Source organism: Bradyrhizobium uaiense, assembly GCF_010811875.1.
In the GTDB taxonomy this organism is placed as follows: domain Bacteria; phylum Pseudomonadota; class Alphaproteobacteria; order Rhizobiales; family Xanthobacteraceae; genus Bradyrhizobium; species Bradyrhizobium uaiense.
Map to the genome: position 1 here is coordinate 1 of NZ_VKHP01000219.1, position 16166 is coordinate 16166.

Annotated in this window: 15 protein-coding genes and 1 other RNA gene; 8 read left to right on the forward strand and 8 right to left on the reverse strand. The window is 65.1% G+C overall.

The window, feature by feature from the left end; all coding sequences use genetic code 11:
* The 6 genes from FNJ47_RS36130 to tkt form a co-directional block, all read right to left on the reverse strand.
* Positions 1-350, reverse strand: a 350-nt coding sequence (locus tag FNJ47_RS36130; RefSeq protein ID WP_175068468.1) for a thiamine phosphate synthase, incomplete at its 3' end; no start/stop codon positions are given.
* Positions 351-1391 (reverse strand): class I fructose-bisphosphate aldolase, encoded by a 1041-nt coding sequence (locus FNJ47_RS36135; protein ID WP_163160667.1) that lies wholly within the window; start codon positions 1389-1391, stop codon positions 351-353.
* 270 nt (positions 1392-1661) lie between these two features.
* Positions 1662-2729, reverse strand: coding sequence for a class II fructose-bisphosphate aldolase (gene fba / locus FNJ47_RS36140; protein WP_163160668.1), 1068 nt, complete (start codon positions 2727-2729; stop codon positions 1662-1664).
* Between the two features lie 138 nt (positions 2730-2867).
* Positions 2868-4064 (reverse strand): phosphoglycerate kinase, encoded by a 1197-nt coding sequence (locus tag FNJ47_RS36145; protein ID WP_163160669.1) that lies wholly within the window; start codon positions 4062-4064, stop codon positions 2868-2870.
* Positions 4065-4207: 143 nt separating this feature from the next.
* A complete protein-coding gene (gap, locus tag FNJ47_RS36150; RefSeq protein WP_163160670.1) occupies positions 4208-5215 on the reverse strand; it encodes a type I glyceraldehyde-3-phosphate dehydrogenase in 1008 nt (335 codons plus the stop codon).
* Positions 5216-5375: 160 nt separating this feature from the next.
* The gene (tkt, locus tag FNJ47_RS36155; protein WP_163160671.1) at positions 5376-7358 is read right to left on the reverse strand and encodes a transketolase; all 1983 of its coding nucleotides are present in this window, start codon (positions 7356-7358) and stop codon (positions 5376-5378) included.
* A 321-nt stretch (positions 7359-7679) separates the two neighbouring features.
* Here tkt and FNJ47_RS36160 point away from each other — a divergent pair, with 321 nt between their 5' ends.
* The 6 genes from FNJ47_RS36160 to FNJ47_RS36185 all read left to right on the forward strand — a co-directional run bounded on the left by FNJ47_RS36160 (position 7680) and on the right by FNJ47_RS36185 (position 10987).
* Positions 7680-8000, forward strand: coding sequence for a DUF4164 domain-containing protein (locus FNJ47_RS36160; RefSeq protein ID WP_163160672.1), 321 nt, complete (start codon positions 7680-7682; stop codon positions 7998-8000).
* Positions 7997-8380 carry a cell division protein ZapA gene (locus tag FNJ47_RS36165; RefSeq protein ID WP_024579212.1) on the forward strand — a complete coding sequence of 128 codons (384 nt, stop codon included), beginning with the start codon at positions 7997-7999 and terminating at the stop codon, positions 8378-8380. Before FNJ47_RS36160 ends, FNJ47_RS36165 begins: the two co-directional genes overlap by 4 nt.
* A gap of 323 nt (positions 8381-8703) precedes the next feature.
* A non-coding RNA gene (gene ssrS / locus FNJ47_RS36170) (6S RNA) lies at positions 8704-8864 on the forward strand.
* A gap of 168 nt (positions 8865-9032) precedes the next feature.
* Complete coding sequence (locus FNJ47_RS36175) at positions 9033-9611, forward strand: 5-formyltetrahydrofolate cyclo-ligase (protein ID WP_163160673.1); 579 nt, start codon at positions 9033-9035, stop codon at positions 9609-9611.
* 2 nt (positions 9612-9613) lie between these two features.
* Positions 9614-10438 (forward strand): TIGR00282 family metallophosphoesterase, encoded by an 825-nt coding sequence (locus FNJ47_RS36180; RefSeq protein WP_163160674.1) that lies wholly within the window; start codon positions 9614-9616, stop codon positions 10436-10438.
* A 6-nt stretch (positions 10439-10444) separates the two neighbouring features.
* Positions 10445-10987, forward strand: a complete 543-nt coding sequence (locus FNJ47_RS36185; protein ID WP_163160675.1) for a hypothetical protein — start codon at positions 10445-10447, stop codon at positions 10985-10987.
* 104 nt (positions 10988-11091) lie between these two features.
* Here FNJ47_RS36185 and FNJ47_RS36190 read toward each other — a convergent pair whose 3' ends face one another.
* Both FNJ47_RS36190 and FNJ47_RS36195 read right to left on the reverse strand, forming a co-directional pair.
* Entirely contained in the window at positions 11092-12516 is a 1425-nt protein-coding gene (locus FNJ47_RS36190; RefSeq protein WP_163160676.1) for a methyl-accepting chemotaxis protein, read from the reverse strand.
* Positions 12517-12667: 151 nt separating this feature from the next.
* Positions 12668-14419 carry a methyl-accepting chemotaxis protein gene (locus tag FNJ47_RS36195; protein ID WP_163160677.1) on the reverse strand — a complete coding sequence of 584 codons (1752 nt, stop codon included), beginning with the start codon at positions 14417-14419 and terminating at the stop codon, positions 12668-12670.
* A 202-nt stretch (positions 14420-14621) separates the two neighbouring features.
* Here FNJ47_RS36195 and FNJ47_RS36200 point away from each other — a divergent pair, with 202 nt between their 5' ends.
* Positions 14622-15368 (forward strand): YebC/PmpR family DNA-binding transcriptional regulator, encoded by a 747-nt coding sequence (locus FNJ47_RS36200; protein WP_163160678.1) that lies wholly within the window; start codon positions 14622-14624, stop codon positions 15366-15368.
* 213 nt (positions 15369-15581) lie between these two features.
* A complete protein-coding gene (gene ruvC / locus FNJ47_RS36205; protein WP_163160679.1) occupies positions 15582-16109 on the forward strand; it encodes a crossover junction endodeoxyribonuclease RuvC in 528 nt (175 codons plus the stop codon).
* Positions 16110-16166 lie beyond the last annotated feature (57 nt).

The following is a 16166-nucleotide window of genomic DNA, read 5'->3' on the forward strand; positions in this document are numbered from 1 at the left end:
GCGAGCCCGCCGACGCCGACGATGCGGTCGGGCTTCAGCGCGGGCGCAGCCTCTTCCATCGCGGCGACGCCGGTCAGATGCGCGCCATCGGCGCCGGCGCGGGCCACGATGTCGGGATGGCCGTCGATCAACAGCGCAGCACCTGCGTTCTGGATCGCAGGCGCCAGCGCCTTGATGGTGCAGATCATGCTGCGCGGATCGGTTTCGCGCAGCCGCACCAGAACGGCCGCGACATCGGCCGCAGCGAGCAGCTCGGTGAGCTCGGCCGCAAGCCGAGACGGCTCGTCGACCGGCGGGGTTGCCAGATAGAGGCGCGGTGCCGGCCGCGGCGGAACGGGCTTGGTGGCCAACTATGCCGCCTGTTTTTCGAGGCCGGCTTCCCAATTGCCGGTGCTCGCCAACCCGTTCATCCGGGCGCGATGCGAGAAGGCGCGCTGGCCTGCGGGGACGTTGTCGGGCTTGCCGGACCACGCCTTCTGCGGCGCAGCCTGCAATGCACGGCCGTAGGAGAAGGTCAGCCGCCAGGGCAAATGGCCGATCTTGTTCATGGCGTCGAGATGCGCGGTCGCCTCCTCGTCACTCTGTCCGCCGGAGAGGAAGGCGATGCCGGGCACCGCGGCCGGGACGCAGCTCTTGAGCAGGCGGATGGTCTTCTCGGCGACTTCCTGGACCGACGCCTGCTTCGGGCACTTCTTGCCCGAGATCGCCATGTTCGGCTTCAGGATCATGCCTTCCAGCGCGACGCGCTGCACCCGCAATTCCTGGAAGGTGCGGTTCAGCACGCGCTGCGTCACCTCATAGCAGCGGTCGATGTCGTGATCGCCGTCCATCAGCACTTCCGGCTCGACGATCGGGACGATCTGCGCGGCCTGGCACAGCGCGGCGTAGCGCGCCAGCGCATGGGCGTTGACCCGGATCGCGGTCATGGTCGGAATGCCGCGGCTGCCTGCGCCGGAGCCGATATCGATCACCGCGCGCCATTTCGCAAACCGCGCACCGCGCTCGTAATATTTCTTCAGCCGCTCGGCGAGCTTGTCGAGGCCGACGGTGACGAGTTCGCCGGGGCAGTTCGGCAGCGCCTGGGTGCCTTCGTCGACCTTGATGCCGGGGATCGCGCCGGCCTGCTCGATCAGCTTGACCAGCGGCGTGCCGTCCTTGGCATTCTGCCAGATCGTCTCGTCGTACAGGATGACGCCGGAGATGTACTTGCTCATCGCCTCCTGCGAGCGGAACAGCATCTCGCGATAGTCGCGGCGGCTGTCCTCGGTCGAATCGACCTTGATGGCGTCGAAACGCTTCTTGATGGTGCCGGAGGATTCGTCGGCGGCGAGCAGGCCCTTGCCCGGGATGACCATGGCAAGCGCAATCTTGTTGAGGTCAGCGAGGTTCATCGGAAGCGTCCTCCAGAGCCATTGCCTTTGCAAACCAAAATAGGCGGTTCTCGGGCAAATGCCTAGAAAACGTTGGTCGCGGGCAGAATCGCGAGCGGATTTGGCTTGTTCTGTTTTACCTCGCCCCGCTTGCGGGGAGAGGTCGGAACGCATCGATTGATGCGTTCCGGGTGAGGGGGACTCTCTCCGAGTCCGTCTGGCAGCGTGAATGTTGAAGCAGCCCTCACCCCAACCCTCTCCCCGCGAAGGGCGGGGAGAGGGAGGGACAGGTCAGGCAACCTTGGGATCGAGCTGGCCTGCGGCGTAGCGCTTGGCCATTTCCGCCGTGGTCAGCACCTTCTTGATCTTGCTGGCGTGGCCCGCAGTGTTGAACTCCTGCAGGCGCTGCTTGCACAGTTTGGTCATCGCCTCCATCGCCGGCTTCAGGTACTTGCGCGGATCGAACTCTTCGGGATTGTCCTTCAGCACCTTGCGGATCTGGCCGGTCATCGCCATCCGGTTGTCGGTGTCGATGTTGATCTTGCGCACGCCGTTCTTGATGCCGCGCTGGATCTCGGCGACCGGCACGCCCCAGGTCGGCTTCATCTTGCCGCCATTGGCGTTGATGATCTCCTGCAATTCCTGCGGGACCGACGAGGAGCCGTGCATCACCAGATGCGTGTTCGGCAGCTTGCGATGGATTTCCTCGATCACGTTCATGGCGAGGATGTCGCCGTCGGGCTTGCGGGTGAACTTGTAGGCACCGTGCGAGGTGCCCATCGCGATCGCCAGCGCGTCGACCTTGGTTTCCTGGACGAACTTCACGGCTTCGTCCGGATTGGTCAGCAGCTGGTCATGCGACAGCTTGCCCTCGGCGCCATGGCCGTCTTCCTTGTCGCCCATGCCGGTCTCGAGCGAGCCGAGCACGCCGAGCTCGCCCTCCACCGAGATGCCGCCGAGATGGGCCATGCCGGTCACCGTCCTGGTGACGCCGACATTGTAGTCCCAGTCACCGGGGGTCTTGCCGTCGGCCTTCAGCGAGCCGTCCATCATGACCGAGGTGAAGCCGGCCTGGATCGCGGTCATGCAGGTGGCGGGCTCGTTGCCGTGGTCGAGATGCACGCAGACCGGGATCTGCGGGTAGATCTCGGTGACGGCATCCATCATGTGCTTGAGCATGACGTCGTTGGCATAGGACCGCGCGCCGCGCGAGGCCTGGATGATGACGGGCGCGTCGACCTCGGAGGCCGCAGCCATGATCGCCAGCGCCTGCTCCATGTTGTTGATGTTGAAGGCTGGTACCCCGTAATCATGCTCGGCCGCGTGGTCGAGCAGTTGCCGCAACGTTATGCGAGCCATTCCATTTCTCCCTGGTGTGCGCGTTCGCGGATTTGAAGCGCGATGAGCTTAGGTTGAATCGTCATCGCGCTTTAGCTCATTGTTTGAGCATGATCCTTTCGGAAAGCCGCTTCACGCCTTTCCGGATCATGCTCTGGATCAACCCTTTTTCAGAACTTCGACGCCCGGCAGCGGCTTGCCTTCCATCCATTCAAGAAACGCGCCGCCGGCGGTCGAGACGTAGGAAAAATCACCGGCCACGCCCGCCTGGTTCAGCGCCGCAACGGTATCGCCGCCGCCGGCGACCGAGATCAGCTTCTTCGCCTTGGTGCGTTCGGCGGCGTGCTTGGCCGACACCACGGTGCCGCGGTCGAACGGCGTCAATTCGAAGGCGCCGAGCGGTCCGTTCCAGACCAGCGTCGCCGCGTCGTCGATCGCGGCATGGATGCGCGCGATCGATTGCGGGCCGACGTCGAGGATCATGCCGTCGGCCGGGATCGCGTCGAGGCCATAGGCGTGCGACGGCGCGTTGGCGGCAAACTGGTTGGCGACAACGGCATCGACGGGGAGGATGATCGCGCAGTTCGCGGCGTTGGCCTTTTCCATGATCCGCAGCGCGGTCGCGGCGAGGTCCTTCTCGGCGAGCGACTTGCCGACCGCGATGCCCTGCGCGTGCAGGAAGGTGTTGGCCATGCCGCCGCCGATCACCAGCGCGTCGACCTTGTTCACGAGGTTTTCCAGGAGGTCGATCTTGGTCGAGACCTTGGCGCCGCCGATGATCGCGATCACGGGCTTGGTCGGTGCTTCCAGCGCCTTGCCGAGCGCGTCGAGCTCGGCCTGCATGGTGCGGCCGGCATAGGCGGGCAGCTTGTGGCCGAGGCCTTCGGTGGTGGCGTGGGCGCGATGTGCGGCGGAAAAGGCGTCGTTGACCCAGATGTCGCCGAGCTTTGCGAGCTCCGCGACGAAGCCGGCGTCGTTCTTCTCCTCTTCCTTGTGGAAGCGGGTGTTCTCGAGGCAGAGGATGTCGCCATCCTTGAGTGCTGCAACGGCAGTTGCTGCGGCTTCGCCGATGCAATCTTCGGCGAAGGCGACCGGGCGCTTGATCACCTTCGACAGCGCTTCAGCGACCGGCTTCAGCGAGTCCTTGGCATCGCGTCCCTTGGGGCGGCCGAAATGGGCGAGCAGGATCACCTTGCCGCCCTTGTCGGAGATTTCGGTGATGGTGGGCGCAACGCGCTCGAGCCGGGTGGCGTCGGTGACGCGGCCGCCGTCCATGGGGACGTTGAGGTCGACGCGCAGCAGCACGCGCTTGCCCTTCACGTTGACGTCGTCGAGGGTGCGGAACGATTTTGTCATGAGCGTTTCCTGTGCGGCCGGACACAGCCGTCCGGGGACGGCGTCGCTTTTCGCTTGCCGATGTCGCGGCCGTCGAGGTCGCGAATGCGGGGGCAAAGACGCGGATGCCCGGCACAGGGCCGGGCATCGCGGGTGGTCTTTCTTTAGAGCAGCTTGCCGATCGCGACGGCGGTGTCCGCCATGCGGTTCGAGAAGCCCCACTCATTGTCGTACCACGCCATTACACGCACCAGCGTGCCGTTCTGCACCTTGGTCTGGTCCATGTGGAAGGTGGCCGAGTGCGGATCGTGGTTGAAGTCGATCGAGACGTTCGGCGCGGTGGTAAAGCCCAGAATGCCCTTGAGCTGCTGCTCAGAGGCACGCTTCATCGCCTCGTTGATTTCCTTGGCGTCGGTGGCGCGCTTGGCGACGATCTTCAGGTCGATCACCGAGACGTTCGGGGTCGGCACGCGGATCGAGACGCCGTCGAGCTTGCCCTTCAGCTCCGGCAGCACCAGGCCGATCGCCTTGGCGGCGCCGGTCGAGGTCGGGATCATCGACATCGCAGCGGCGCGGCCGCGATAGAGATCCTTGTGCAGGGTGTCGAGCGTCGGCTGGTCGCCGGTATAGGCGTGAATCGTGGTCATGAAGCCGGTCTCGATGCCGACCGTCTCGTTCAACACCTTGGCAACCGGCGCGAGGCAGTTGGTGGTGCAGGAGCCGTTGGAGACGACGAGCTGATCCTTGTTCAGCGTGTCATGGTTGACGCCGTAGACGATAGTGGCGTCGGCGCCATCGGCCGGGGCCGAGACCAGCACGCGCTTGGCGCCGGCGGTCAGATGCGCGGAGGCCTTGTCCTTGGCGGTGAAGATGCCGGTGCATTCCAGCGCGATGTCGACGCCGAGGGCCTTCCACGGCAGCTTGGAGGGATCGCGCTCGGCCGAGACCTTGATCTTGTTGTCGCCGACGCTGATCGAATCGCCGTCGACGGTCACGGTGCCCGGAAAGCGGCCATGCACGGAATCGAAGCGCAGCAGATGCGCGTTGGTCTCGACCGGGCCGAGGTCGTTGATGCCGACCACCTCGATGTCCTTGCGGCCGGACTCGGCGATGGCGCGCAACACATTGCGGCCGATACGCCCAAACCCGTTGATCGCGACGCGGATTGCCATGCTCGTCTCCTCTAATGCTGTTGTCAGCCCCGCGGGAGGGCTCCCACGAGGTTTTTACGGCGGAACGCCCGGTTCAGCCGGGCGCGTACGGAAAAGATGGAGCTTTGGTAATCCTTTTTCGCGTCAAGCTCAACCTTGGCCCGCGGGTGTCAGGCCAGCGTCAGACGCGCTTCGTGGCAGCGTTAACGACGGCTTCAGCGGTAATGCCGAAATGCGGGAAAAGGTCCTTCGCCGGGGCGCTGGCACCGAAACCGTGCATGCCGATGAATTCGCCGTCACGGCCGATCACGGCATCCCAGCCCCAGCGCACCGCGGCCTCGATCGCGATCTTGACCGGAGCGTTGCCGATAATGGCGTTTTGCCGCTCGGCGGGCTGCGCCAGCAGCAATTCCAGCGACGGGACCGAGACGACCCGCGTCGCGATGCCGCGCCCGGCGAGCTGCTTCTGCGCCTCGACCGCGATCTGGACCTCGGAACCGGAGGCGAACAATGACACTTTTGCGTCGCCCTGCGCCGCGACCAGCTCGTAGGCGCCGTGGCTGCACGGATTGTCGTTCGGAGCCGTGGCGCGGAGCTGCGGCAGGTTCTGGCGGGTCAGCGCCAGCACCGTCGGTCCGTCGATGCGGTTGAGCGCCAGTTCCCAGCACTCGGCGGTCTCGACCGCGTCGCAGGGACGGAACACGCGCATGTTGGGCATCGCGCGCAGTGCAGAGAGGTGCTCGACCGGCTGGTGGGTCGGGCCGTCCTCGCCGAGGCCGATCGAGTCATGGGTCATGACATAGACGACGCCGGTGCCCATCAGCGCCGACAGGCGCATCGCGCCACGCGCATAGTCCGTGAACACCAGGAAGGTGGCGCCGTTCGGCGCGAAGCCGCCATGCAGGAAGATGCCGTTGAGGCACGCCGCCATGCCGTGCTCGCGAATTCCGTAATGGATGAAGCGGCCCTTCGGCGTCTTGGCGGCGAATCCCACTGCCGACTTCGCCTTGTTGTTGTTGGAGCCGGTGAGGTCGGCGGAGCCGGCGACGAATTCCATCGGCATCGCAGCCGCAATCACCTCGATCGCAGCTTCCGACGATTTGCGGGTCGCGACGTTGAGCGGATTTTCCAGGAGGCCCTTCTTGAAGGCGCGCAGTCCCTTGGCGAGCGATTGCGGCCGCTCGTGACGGATCCGGCGCTCGAACTCGGCGCGCTTGCGGTTGCCGAGCTGCGCGAACTGCTCGTCCCAGGCCTTGTGCTCGGCGGCGCCGCGAGCACCCGCTTCGCGCCACGCCTTCAGCACATCGTCGGGCACCGAGAACGGCTCGAGCGAGATGCCGAGCTTTTCCTTGGCGCCCTTGAGCTCAGCGGCGCCGAGCGCTTCGCCATGCGCCTTGGCGGTGCCGGCCCTGGTCGGTGCGCCGAAGCCGATCGTGGTCTTGCAGGCGATCAGCGAAGGCTTGCTGGATTTCTGCGCGCGGGTGATCGCAGCGGCAATCGCCTCCGGATCATGGCCGTCGATCAATTCGGCGGCCCAGCCCGCGGACTTGAAGCGCTTCACCTGATCGACGGAATCGGCGATCGAGGTCGGGCCGTCGATCGAGATGCCGTTGTCGTCGTACAGCACGATCATCTTGTTGAGCCGCCAGTGGCCGGCCAGCGCGATCGCTTCCTGCGAGATGCCTTCCATCAGGTCGCCGTCGGAGGCGAGCACATAGGTGTGGTGATGGACGATCTTCTTGCCGAACTCGGCGGCGAGCATCTTCTCGGCGAGCGCCATGCCGACCGCGGTCGCAATGCCCTGGCCGAGCGGACCGGTGGTGGTCTCGATGCCCTTGGTGTGGAAGTTCTCCGGATGGCCCGGCGTCAGCGATCCGAGCTGGCGGAAATGCTTGATCTGGTCGAGCGTCATGTCCTTGTTGCCGGTGAGGTACAGCAACGCATAGAGCAGCATCGAGCCGTGGCCGGCGGAGAGCACGAAGCGATCGCGATCGGGCCATGCCGTGTCGGCGGCATCGAACTTCAGGAATTTCGTGAACAGGACGGTCGCGATGTCGGCGGCGCCCATCGGCAGGCCGGGATGGCCGGAATTCGCCTTCTCGACGGCGTCCATGGCAAGGCCACGGATCGCATTGGCCATACGGGTGTGATCGACCTGCGTCATGATGAAAAGTCCGCCTGGAATGAGGAGCTGATTGCTGGACGCATCGGGGCGGGCAGCCGCGATACGCGCGTGGATGGCCTTACGGGTTGGAGGGTGGATTAGCACCTCAATTCCGCAAGTCCAAGGCGATGAAACGCCCCAAAACGGGGAAAAGTTGCCCGAAATCGCCCTATTTCATTGAACGGTGCATAGTTCTGCACTTCCGTTGCGCTGGGCTCGCTTGCCACGTAAATTTCGTCCCGTAAACGCTTGCCGAACCGCCAGTTTTGCCGTGCGGCAGCCATCTCTAACGGCCTACCTGAGGGGTCCACGCCGCGTGTCATGAGTGATCGTCTCGCCAACGGGTCTGGCAATACCGAGGCACCGCTTGCCGATATCGATGCTGCGACAAAGCGGCTGATGTCAGCGCTCGATGCGCTGGAAAGCTCGGTCGAGCGGCGGCGCGAGGCCGACCGCGACGAGAATGAATTGGCGAGCCGGATTCAGGCGCTCGGCGCCGATCGCTCCCGCCTAGCCGACGAGCTCGACGGATCGCTGGTGAAGTCGCGCAAGCTCGAGCGCGTCAATCGCGACATCGCGGAAAAGCTCGACGCGGCGATCGGCACGATTCGCGCCGTGCTCGAGGGCGGAGAAGGCAGATGAGCCACATCAACGTCACCATCAACGGCCGGCAATACCGGATGGCCTGCGAGGAGGGCCAGGAGGTGCGGCTGTTGAAGCTCGCGGAAAATCTCCAGCAGCGCGTCGAATCGCTGCGCGGCAAGTTCGGCGAGATCGGCGATGCCAGGCTCACGGTGATGGCGGCGCTCACCGCCTGCGACGAACTGGTCGATGCGAGCGCGCGCATCCGCAGCCTCGAGGAAGAGGTCGAGCAGCTGCGCAATGCCCGCGTCGCCGCTACCGACCGCGCCCGCGCGACCCAGACCGCGGTCTCCAACGCGCTCAACGCCGCCGCCGAGCGGATCGAGCGCACCACGCAGGTGCTCAACCGCACCATCGGCGGCGGCATCGCGATCGGGTGACCCCCTCTGCTGGGGGCAGGGCTATCCGATATGGCGATCGGCCATGACGACGTGGGAACGTCGGTTACAGAAGCACGCGCGCCCTGAGGGCGACTGTGGGTTGCTGGATTTCGGAATATTGGAAAAGTATCCGTGAGTTGCCCGACGCGTCAAGCAGATTGATCGAACTCCCGCCACCGCCGCTACTTTGCATGGGGTTGTTTTCAATATTTTGGCGCCGCGCACCCGCAAATGCTCTCCCGGGGGAGGGGGAAGAGAGAGCAGGAGCTCTGCGTCGTCCTTACCGCTGGCGGATTGCGGCAACGATAGCTAGATTAGCCCCCGCGAAGCTGCGTCGTGCGTCAGGAGCCATATATCCCCGGGGCCTTATCGATCCTTTAGGGAACTGTCCCTGGCCGGGTCCGTGGACCCGGACATATGGTGCCCACCTACTTTCGTAGGGAACTCCGGGATCGAGCGCTCCAACGGCCTCTGCGGCTTCGCACTATTTTTGCTGTTGCCTGGTCGTCGCGCGGCGGCGGTTCGATTGTGGTGCAGCGCTGTCCCCTGCGAAGCAGGGCGTCCGGCGCGCCGCGGCTGGTCTTACGAAAGCTAGCGTCTGTGGAATGATGGATCGTCCGTTGTCGCGGACGACGACAGCGGAAGATGGATCATGCACGCATCTCCATCGAAGGCCGAGCTTCGGGCGCTTGCCCTCGCCAAGCGCGACGCGCTGAGCGACGAGCAGCGCGCGACTGCTGCCGAGGCGCTTGCCAAGCGCGGCGCGCCGTTCGAGATCACGCAGGGCATGATCATCTCCGGCTATGCACCGATCCGCAGCGAACTCGATCCGGCGCCGTTGATGAAGAAGCTGGCCGACAAGGGTGCGCGGCTCGCACTGCCCTGCATCAATGCGCGCGGCCAGTCGCTGACCTTCCGCAACTGGTCGCCGCAGGACCGCCTGATGCTCGGGCCGCTCGGCATTCCCGAGCCGTCACCGGCCGCGGCCGAGGTTCATCCCGACGTGATGCTGGTGCCGCTTGCCGCATTCGACAAGCTCGGCCACCGCATCGGCTATGGCGCCGGCTATTACGACTATACCTTTGCACATCTGCGCAAGGCCAAGCATGTGATCGGGGTCGGGGTCGCCTTTGCTGCACAGGAAACCAAGGCCATTCCGGCGCTGTCGCACGACGTCCCGCTCGATTATGTGCTAACGGAGCGCAAGACGTTCGATTTCCGGAGTGCCTAGCCTTGCGTATTCTTTTCGTTGGTGACGTCGTCGGCAGGACCGGCCGCACCGCCATCGCCGACCACCTTCCCGGCATGATCAGGGACTGGTCGCTCGACCTCGTCGTCGTCAATGGCGAGAATTCCGCCGGCGGCTTCGGCATCACCGAGGCGATCTATCAGGAGCTGCTCGATGCCGGCGCCGACGCGATCACGCTCGGCAACCATGCCTGGAATCAGAAGGAGGCGCTGGTCTTCATCGAGCGCGCGCCGCGCCTGATCCGCCCCTTGAATTTCCCGCGCCATTCGCCGGGCCGCGGCGCCACGCTGGTCGATACCAAGAGCGGCAAGCGCGCACTGGTTCTCAACGCGATCGGCCGCGTCTTCATGGAGCCGTCCTCGAACGATCCGTTCAGCGCGATCGATCGCGAACTCGAGGCCTGCCCGCTGCGCGAAGGCTGTGATGCCATCGTGCTCGATTTCCATGCCGAGGCCACGAGCGAGAAGCAGGGCATCGGCTTCTTCTGCGACGGCCGCGTCAGCCTCGTGGTCGGGACCCATACCCATGTTCCGACCGCCGACCACCAGGTGCTGCCCGGCGGCACCGCCTATATGAGCGATGCCGGCATGACCGGCGATTATGATTCAGTGATCGGCATGCAGAAGGAGGAGCCGCTGCAGCGCTTCCTCACCGGCATTCCCTCCGGCCGTTTCGAGCCGGCCGGCGGCGTCGCGACACTGAGTGGCATCGCGGTCGAGACCGACGATACGACCGGGCTTGCAGTCAAGGTCGCGCCGGTGCGCGCCGGCGGGCGGCTCGAGCCCGCGGTGCCGGGCTTCTGGACTTGAGTAGTCTTGCTGATTGGTGATCTCGACATGAGCGTCTCGGAGGAGTGGCTGAAGGGACTTATCGAGACCGAGCTTGCGACAATCGATCATAAGGCCACTGTGACCTTCATCAGACAGCGTTTGGTCGAACCGCATGTTGTTATGCGGGACTGGGACTATGGCTCGCCCGGGCAGCAATATCCGTGCTGGACGACATTCGAGGACCCCAACTGGGACTTGGCGTTGGCCTATTGCAATGAGGGCCACGGCCCTCGAAGACCTTGGGGAATGGTATCTATGAGCGAAGGTGGGCAGCCGGCGTCAATGGGAATGGACACGAGTTGGCATCCTGGCTTCGTTGCCGCATTTCTCGACAGCGGGGTCGCATCAGAATTGCCGATATGGCGTGTCTATCGACAAAATGATGATCGGACTTTCACGCCCATGACAGCGGTTGGTGAGTGGAAGACGGCGTGGGAGAGCCGGGATCACCTTGCAGAACACCCGAAGGACACCCGGTACTACGTGTTGGACAGCCTGCGGGATCCAAATCAGTGGTTGTCTCCGTAATCCCAAATGCTTCGAAAAAAGGCCAAGACGAATAGCTGCGCTGTTCTTTGATTTTTGCGCAGCCGGTTCAAGCGTTGGCGGGGTTCTCGGGCTACGGGATCACGCTAGCCCTGCCGAAAACCCATCCGGAACGCGCCCCAGTGGCGGCCGTTCACGACGATCGGCGACGACAGGTCCTTCATCAGCACGAAATTGCCGCCGCCCATGTCGCGGCGGTAGGTCTGCAGCAGGAACGGTTTGGTATTGGCTGCGACCTTGCTTACCGCGCGGTCGTTGAACAAGCGGCGGTTGCGGCAATTGGCGTTGTTCCACACCGGGTCCGGCCCCTGCGGCAGCCGGTAGTTCGGATTGTGGGTCGGCAGATAGCCGCTGCGTGCCCAGGCGACGCAGAACACGATGCGCGGATCGGTCTTCTGGATCGGATCCTGAATCGCGGGCAGCACGCGGTCGGTGAAGCTGACATAGTCGGTCAGATACTGCTTCGGATTGGTGCCCGCGATCTCGCGATACTTCTCGTCCATCAATTGCGCCAGCGTGATCTCGCCGCGTGCGACGGCACCCTCGAACAGCTCGGAGATCCGCTTTGCGGTCTCGATCACGACGCGGATCAGCGGCGCATCCGAGGTCTCCACGCCGCTGTCTGCGATCGTCACGATCAGGCTCTCGGAAAGCTCGAGCAGCTTCGCTACGCGGCCGTCGGCGTGCTTGAGGTCGCGCGAGGAGAGATCGACGCCCTCGGCAAGCTCGTTCAGCTCCGTGATCACCGTGTCGCAATGACCGAGATTGGAGGTCGCGGCGCGCGCGACGCTGCCGATCTCGGCGCCGACGGATGAGAAGCCTTCCTGGACGCGCGTGATGATGCCGGAGATCTGCTGGGCGCCTTCGCCGGTGCTCTTGGCGCGCGGCGAGGCATCGCTGCTCTCGCCGATCAGGCTGCCGATCTGGCCGTCGAGATCGCGCACGGTGTCGGAGATCTGATGCGTCGCCTGGCGCGTTGCTTCCGCAAGGTTCTTCACCTCGCTTGCGACCACGGCAAAGCCGCGGCCGGCGTTGCCGGCGCGCGCGGCCTCGATCGTGGCGTTGAGCGCCAAAAGATTGGTCTGCTTGGCGATGGCCTCGATCGACCCGGAGACCTTGGCGACCTGGCTCAGCGCGGAGCCGACCGCGGCGAGCCGCGCCTCGATCCGCCCGACGGCGGCGACGAGCTCAGCGATGTGACTGACCGCCGTCTCGACGGCGTTGCGCGATTCCGCGATCTGGCCGACCGCGGCGGATGCAGTCGTCTGCACCGCCTGCGAGGCATTGGCGATGTCGTGATTGGCCGAGACCATGATCTCGGCGGTCTCCTGCAAATGGTGGAACCGCTCCGACTGGCTGCTGACGCGGTTCGCGACCTCCTGGACGTTGCCGGCGATGTCGGCAAGCTCGACCCCGAGGCCGCCGATGCGGTCGGCAAGCTGGTCGACCAGCCGTTCGGCCAGCGTCCGGTCCGATGAGATATCCAGCACTGCAAGCTGCGCAGCCGACATGTCAGCACGTCCTCCCGTCACAGCGGCCCGTCGAGCCGCCGCAGCATTCCCCATTCCGATCTAAAGCGTGATTCGCGTCGCCGGTCTTGCCTGAGCGTGCACTGCGTGTCCCGGATTACGCTTCGCTCCATCCGGGCTACAAGAATTCCGATCAAAGTTTGTAGGCGGTGCGGAAGGCGCCCCAGTGTCGGCCGCGGACGCGGATCGGCACGTCGATCTCGCGCATCATCACGGTGGTGCCGTTGCCCATGTCGCGCGCATAGCTCTGCACCAGATAGGCGCGCTGGTTTTGCGCGGCGGCAAGGCCTGCGGCATCGTTGAAGATGCGGCGATTGCGGCAATTGGCGGTGTTGTAGGCGACATCGCCCGGCCGCTGCGGATGCGAGTAGATCTTGTTGTGAACCGGCAGGTAGCCGTTGCGGTCGACCGTCGCGCAGAACGCCAGGCGCTTGTCCTTGGCGAGGAACGCCTCGAGCAGCGCGGGCAGCGAACGATCCGCCCAGTCCAGCATCCTGGTGCGGTACTGCACCGGGTTGGTGCCTGCGATCTCGACATAGTCGGTGTCGAACATGTCGGCGATCGCGATCGCGCCGCTGTCGAGCCCGTTCTCGAAGATCCTGCTCAGCGCGCGGCCGGCTTCCATCGCGCGGGTGACGAGTTCGGCGTTCTCCTCGTGGATCGCCCACATCCGGTCTTCGATCTTCTCGCGCAGCTCTGATGTCGCCGCCTCGAACCGCGCCTGGCTACCTGCCTTGGCGCGGTCGGCGATCCTGATCCGGCACGGGCCGATATCCTGCAAGGTTGCGCTCAGGGTCTCGTGGGCCGGCAACTTCTCGGCGTCAGGCCCGCCGATCAGGATGCCGTCCATCGCGATCTCGTAGACCGGCGCGGTGACGATGCCCCGCGCAGTCGTGACCTCGATGGTGAGGCTGCAGGGCAGCCGCTCGTTCTTGCGCGGATCGCCGCGCTCGTCCTGGCGCAGCAGCACCGCGCAGCGTGCCTTCAGCTTCTGGGCGAAGGCGGTCACCGCCTTGCCGGCCTTGGCGACATTGTCGCCATGCGCGGCGGCTTCCTGGGTTGCCGAATCGATCTCGCCGGCGCTGGTGCCGACCGAGACGATGAAGTGGGAGGCGGAGGCCGCATTCTGGCCCATCTCGCCGGTGATCTGGTTCTGCTCGGCGACCGCACCGTTGACGTTGTCGAATACCGGGCGGATTTTTTCGATCGCCTCCGAGATGCGATGCACGGCGTCCGCCGATCCGGTGGCGTCCTTCTGCAACGCCTCGATCTTCCGCGTGATCTCTTCGGTCGCGCTCTGGGTCTGCACCGCGAGCGCCTTGACCTCGGTTGCGACCACCGCAAAGCCTTTGCCGGCGGCACCGGCGCGCGCGGCCTCGATGGTCGAGTTGAGCGCCAGGAGCGTGGTCTGCCGCGCGATCTGCGCGATCAGATTGACCACATTGCCGATCGCAGCCGAGGATTCCCGCAAGCGATCGACATTGGCGGTGGCCTCGCGCGCCGCGGCGGCGGCATCGTCGGCGAGCTGGCTCGCGCTTCGCACCTGCGCCCCGATGCCTTCGGCGGAATGGGTGAAGCGGTCAGCGGCCTCGGAGAACGTCGTTGCGGTGCTCTGCGCATCGCTGCTGCGGCCGGTGAGGGCGTCGGTGCGGGAGCGGATGGTCGCGAGCTTGGCTGCCGTCGCTTCGGCGCCGTCGGCGACCGAGCCCGCGGCGCGCTCGAGCTGGCGGATCATCGCGCCGAGCTCGAGTTCCAGCAGTTCCAGGATCTCCCTGGACGAATCAGTCTCGGTTGCGACTTCGGGCGCAGCCGCGGTCGGAACCTGCGGCGCGACGCCAGGCGCGGCCTGCTCCGGCACTTGCTTTCGAAACAAACCGAACGCCATGGGAGCTCTTTGGGGGTTCTTGGAGAGTTACGGCGGGACCGGGGCGATCCTCGCATCCGGGCATGAAGTCATGGTTAACAAGTGCCTCATATTCCGGCTTGCGGTAGTATTCCTCTGCCGGACGGTCCCTGCCGACCTTTGATTTTGGTCGCCAGGGGCCTATAAGGCCGCGTTTTCCACCCAAGCTCCGAAGAGACGTCGCATGGCCGGCCATTCCCAATTCAAGAACATCATGCACCGCAAGGGCCGGCAGGATGCCCAGAAGTCGAAGCTTTTCGGCAAGCTGGCCCGCGAAATCACCGTGGCGGCCAAGCTCGGCACCCCGGATCCGGCGATGAACGCGCGGCTGCGCGCAGCCGTGGTCGCGGCGCGTGTCGAGAACATGCCCAAGGACAATATCGAGCGCGCCATCAAGAAGGCCTCGGGCAGCGATGGCGAGAACTATGACGAGATCCGCTATGAGGGCTACGGTCCCGGTGGCGTCGCCGTGATCGTCGAAGCGCTGACCGACAATCGCAATCGCGCCGCCTCCGACATCCGTTCCTTCTTCACGAAATCAGGCGGCAATCTCGGCGAAACCGGCTCGGTCGCCTTCATGTTCGACCACACCGGCATCATCGAATACGACGCCAAGGTCGCCTCCGACGACGCGATGCTGGATGCCGCGATCGAGGCCGGCGCCGACGACGTGGTTTCCAGCGAGGGCGGCCATGAGGTCTACGCCTCGCAGGACACCTTCCGCGAGGTCGCAAAAGCGCTGGAAGCCAAGTTCGGCGAGCCGCGCAAGGCGGCACTGACCTGGAAGCCGCAGAACACCGTCGCGGTCGACGACGAGACCGGCGAAAAGCTGTTGAAGCTGATGGACCTGCTCAACGAGCACGACGACGTCCAGAACGTGTTCGCCAATTTCGAGGTGTCCGACGCGCTGATCGCGAAGATGGGCGGGTGATCCACTTGCTCCGTCGTCATCGCCCGGCCTCGACCGGGCGATCCAGTATTCCAGAGACCTGCGTTTGATCGGAGAAGCCGCGGCGTACTGGATCCCCCGCTTTCGCGGGGGATGACGAGCAAGGGCGGGACGAGCGGGGCCGGCGGCGACCGCGGCAGGGGATGAGCCCCCGTTTGTGTTTCGTTCTCCCGGCGCAGGCGGTATCACTACCCCATGACATCCCAGCCGATTCGCTCTCCCGTCCGCATCATCGGTATCGATCCGGGTCTCCGCCGCACCGGCTGGGGCGTGATCGAGACCGAAGGCAACCGTCTGGTGTATATCGGCTGCGGTTCGGTCGAGCCGCCGGACGATCTGCCGCTGGCGAGCCGGCTGCTCGCGATCCATGAGGGGCTGGCCGCCGTGCTCGGCGACTACAGGCCGGCGGAGGCGGCGGTCGAGCAAACCTTCGTCAACAAGGACGGCGTCGCCACGCTGAAGCTCGGCCAGGCGCGCGGCGTCGCCATGCTGGCGCCCGCCATGTTCGGTATCTCTGTCGCCGAATACGCGCCGAACCAGGTCAAGAAGACCGTGGTCGGCGCCGGTCATGCCGAGAAGAACCAGATCCAGGTGATGCTGAAGATCTTGCTGCCGAAGGCCGAGCCGCCGTCCGCCGATGCCGCGGACGCGCTCGCGGTCGCGATCACCCACGCGCATCACCGCCAGAGCGCCGCGCTGCGGCTCAGGGTGGCGAGCCTATGATCCTGCAATGTGAGGAGGGCACGCTGTTCAGGCTCCCTCCCCCCTTGCGGGGGAGGG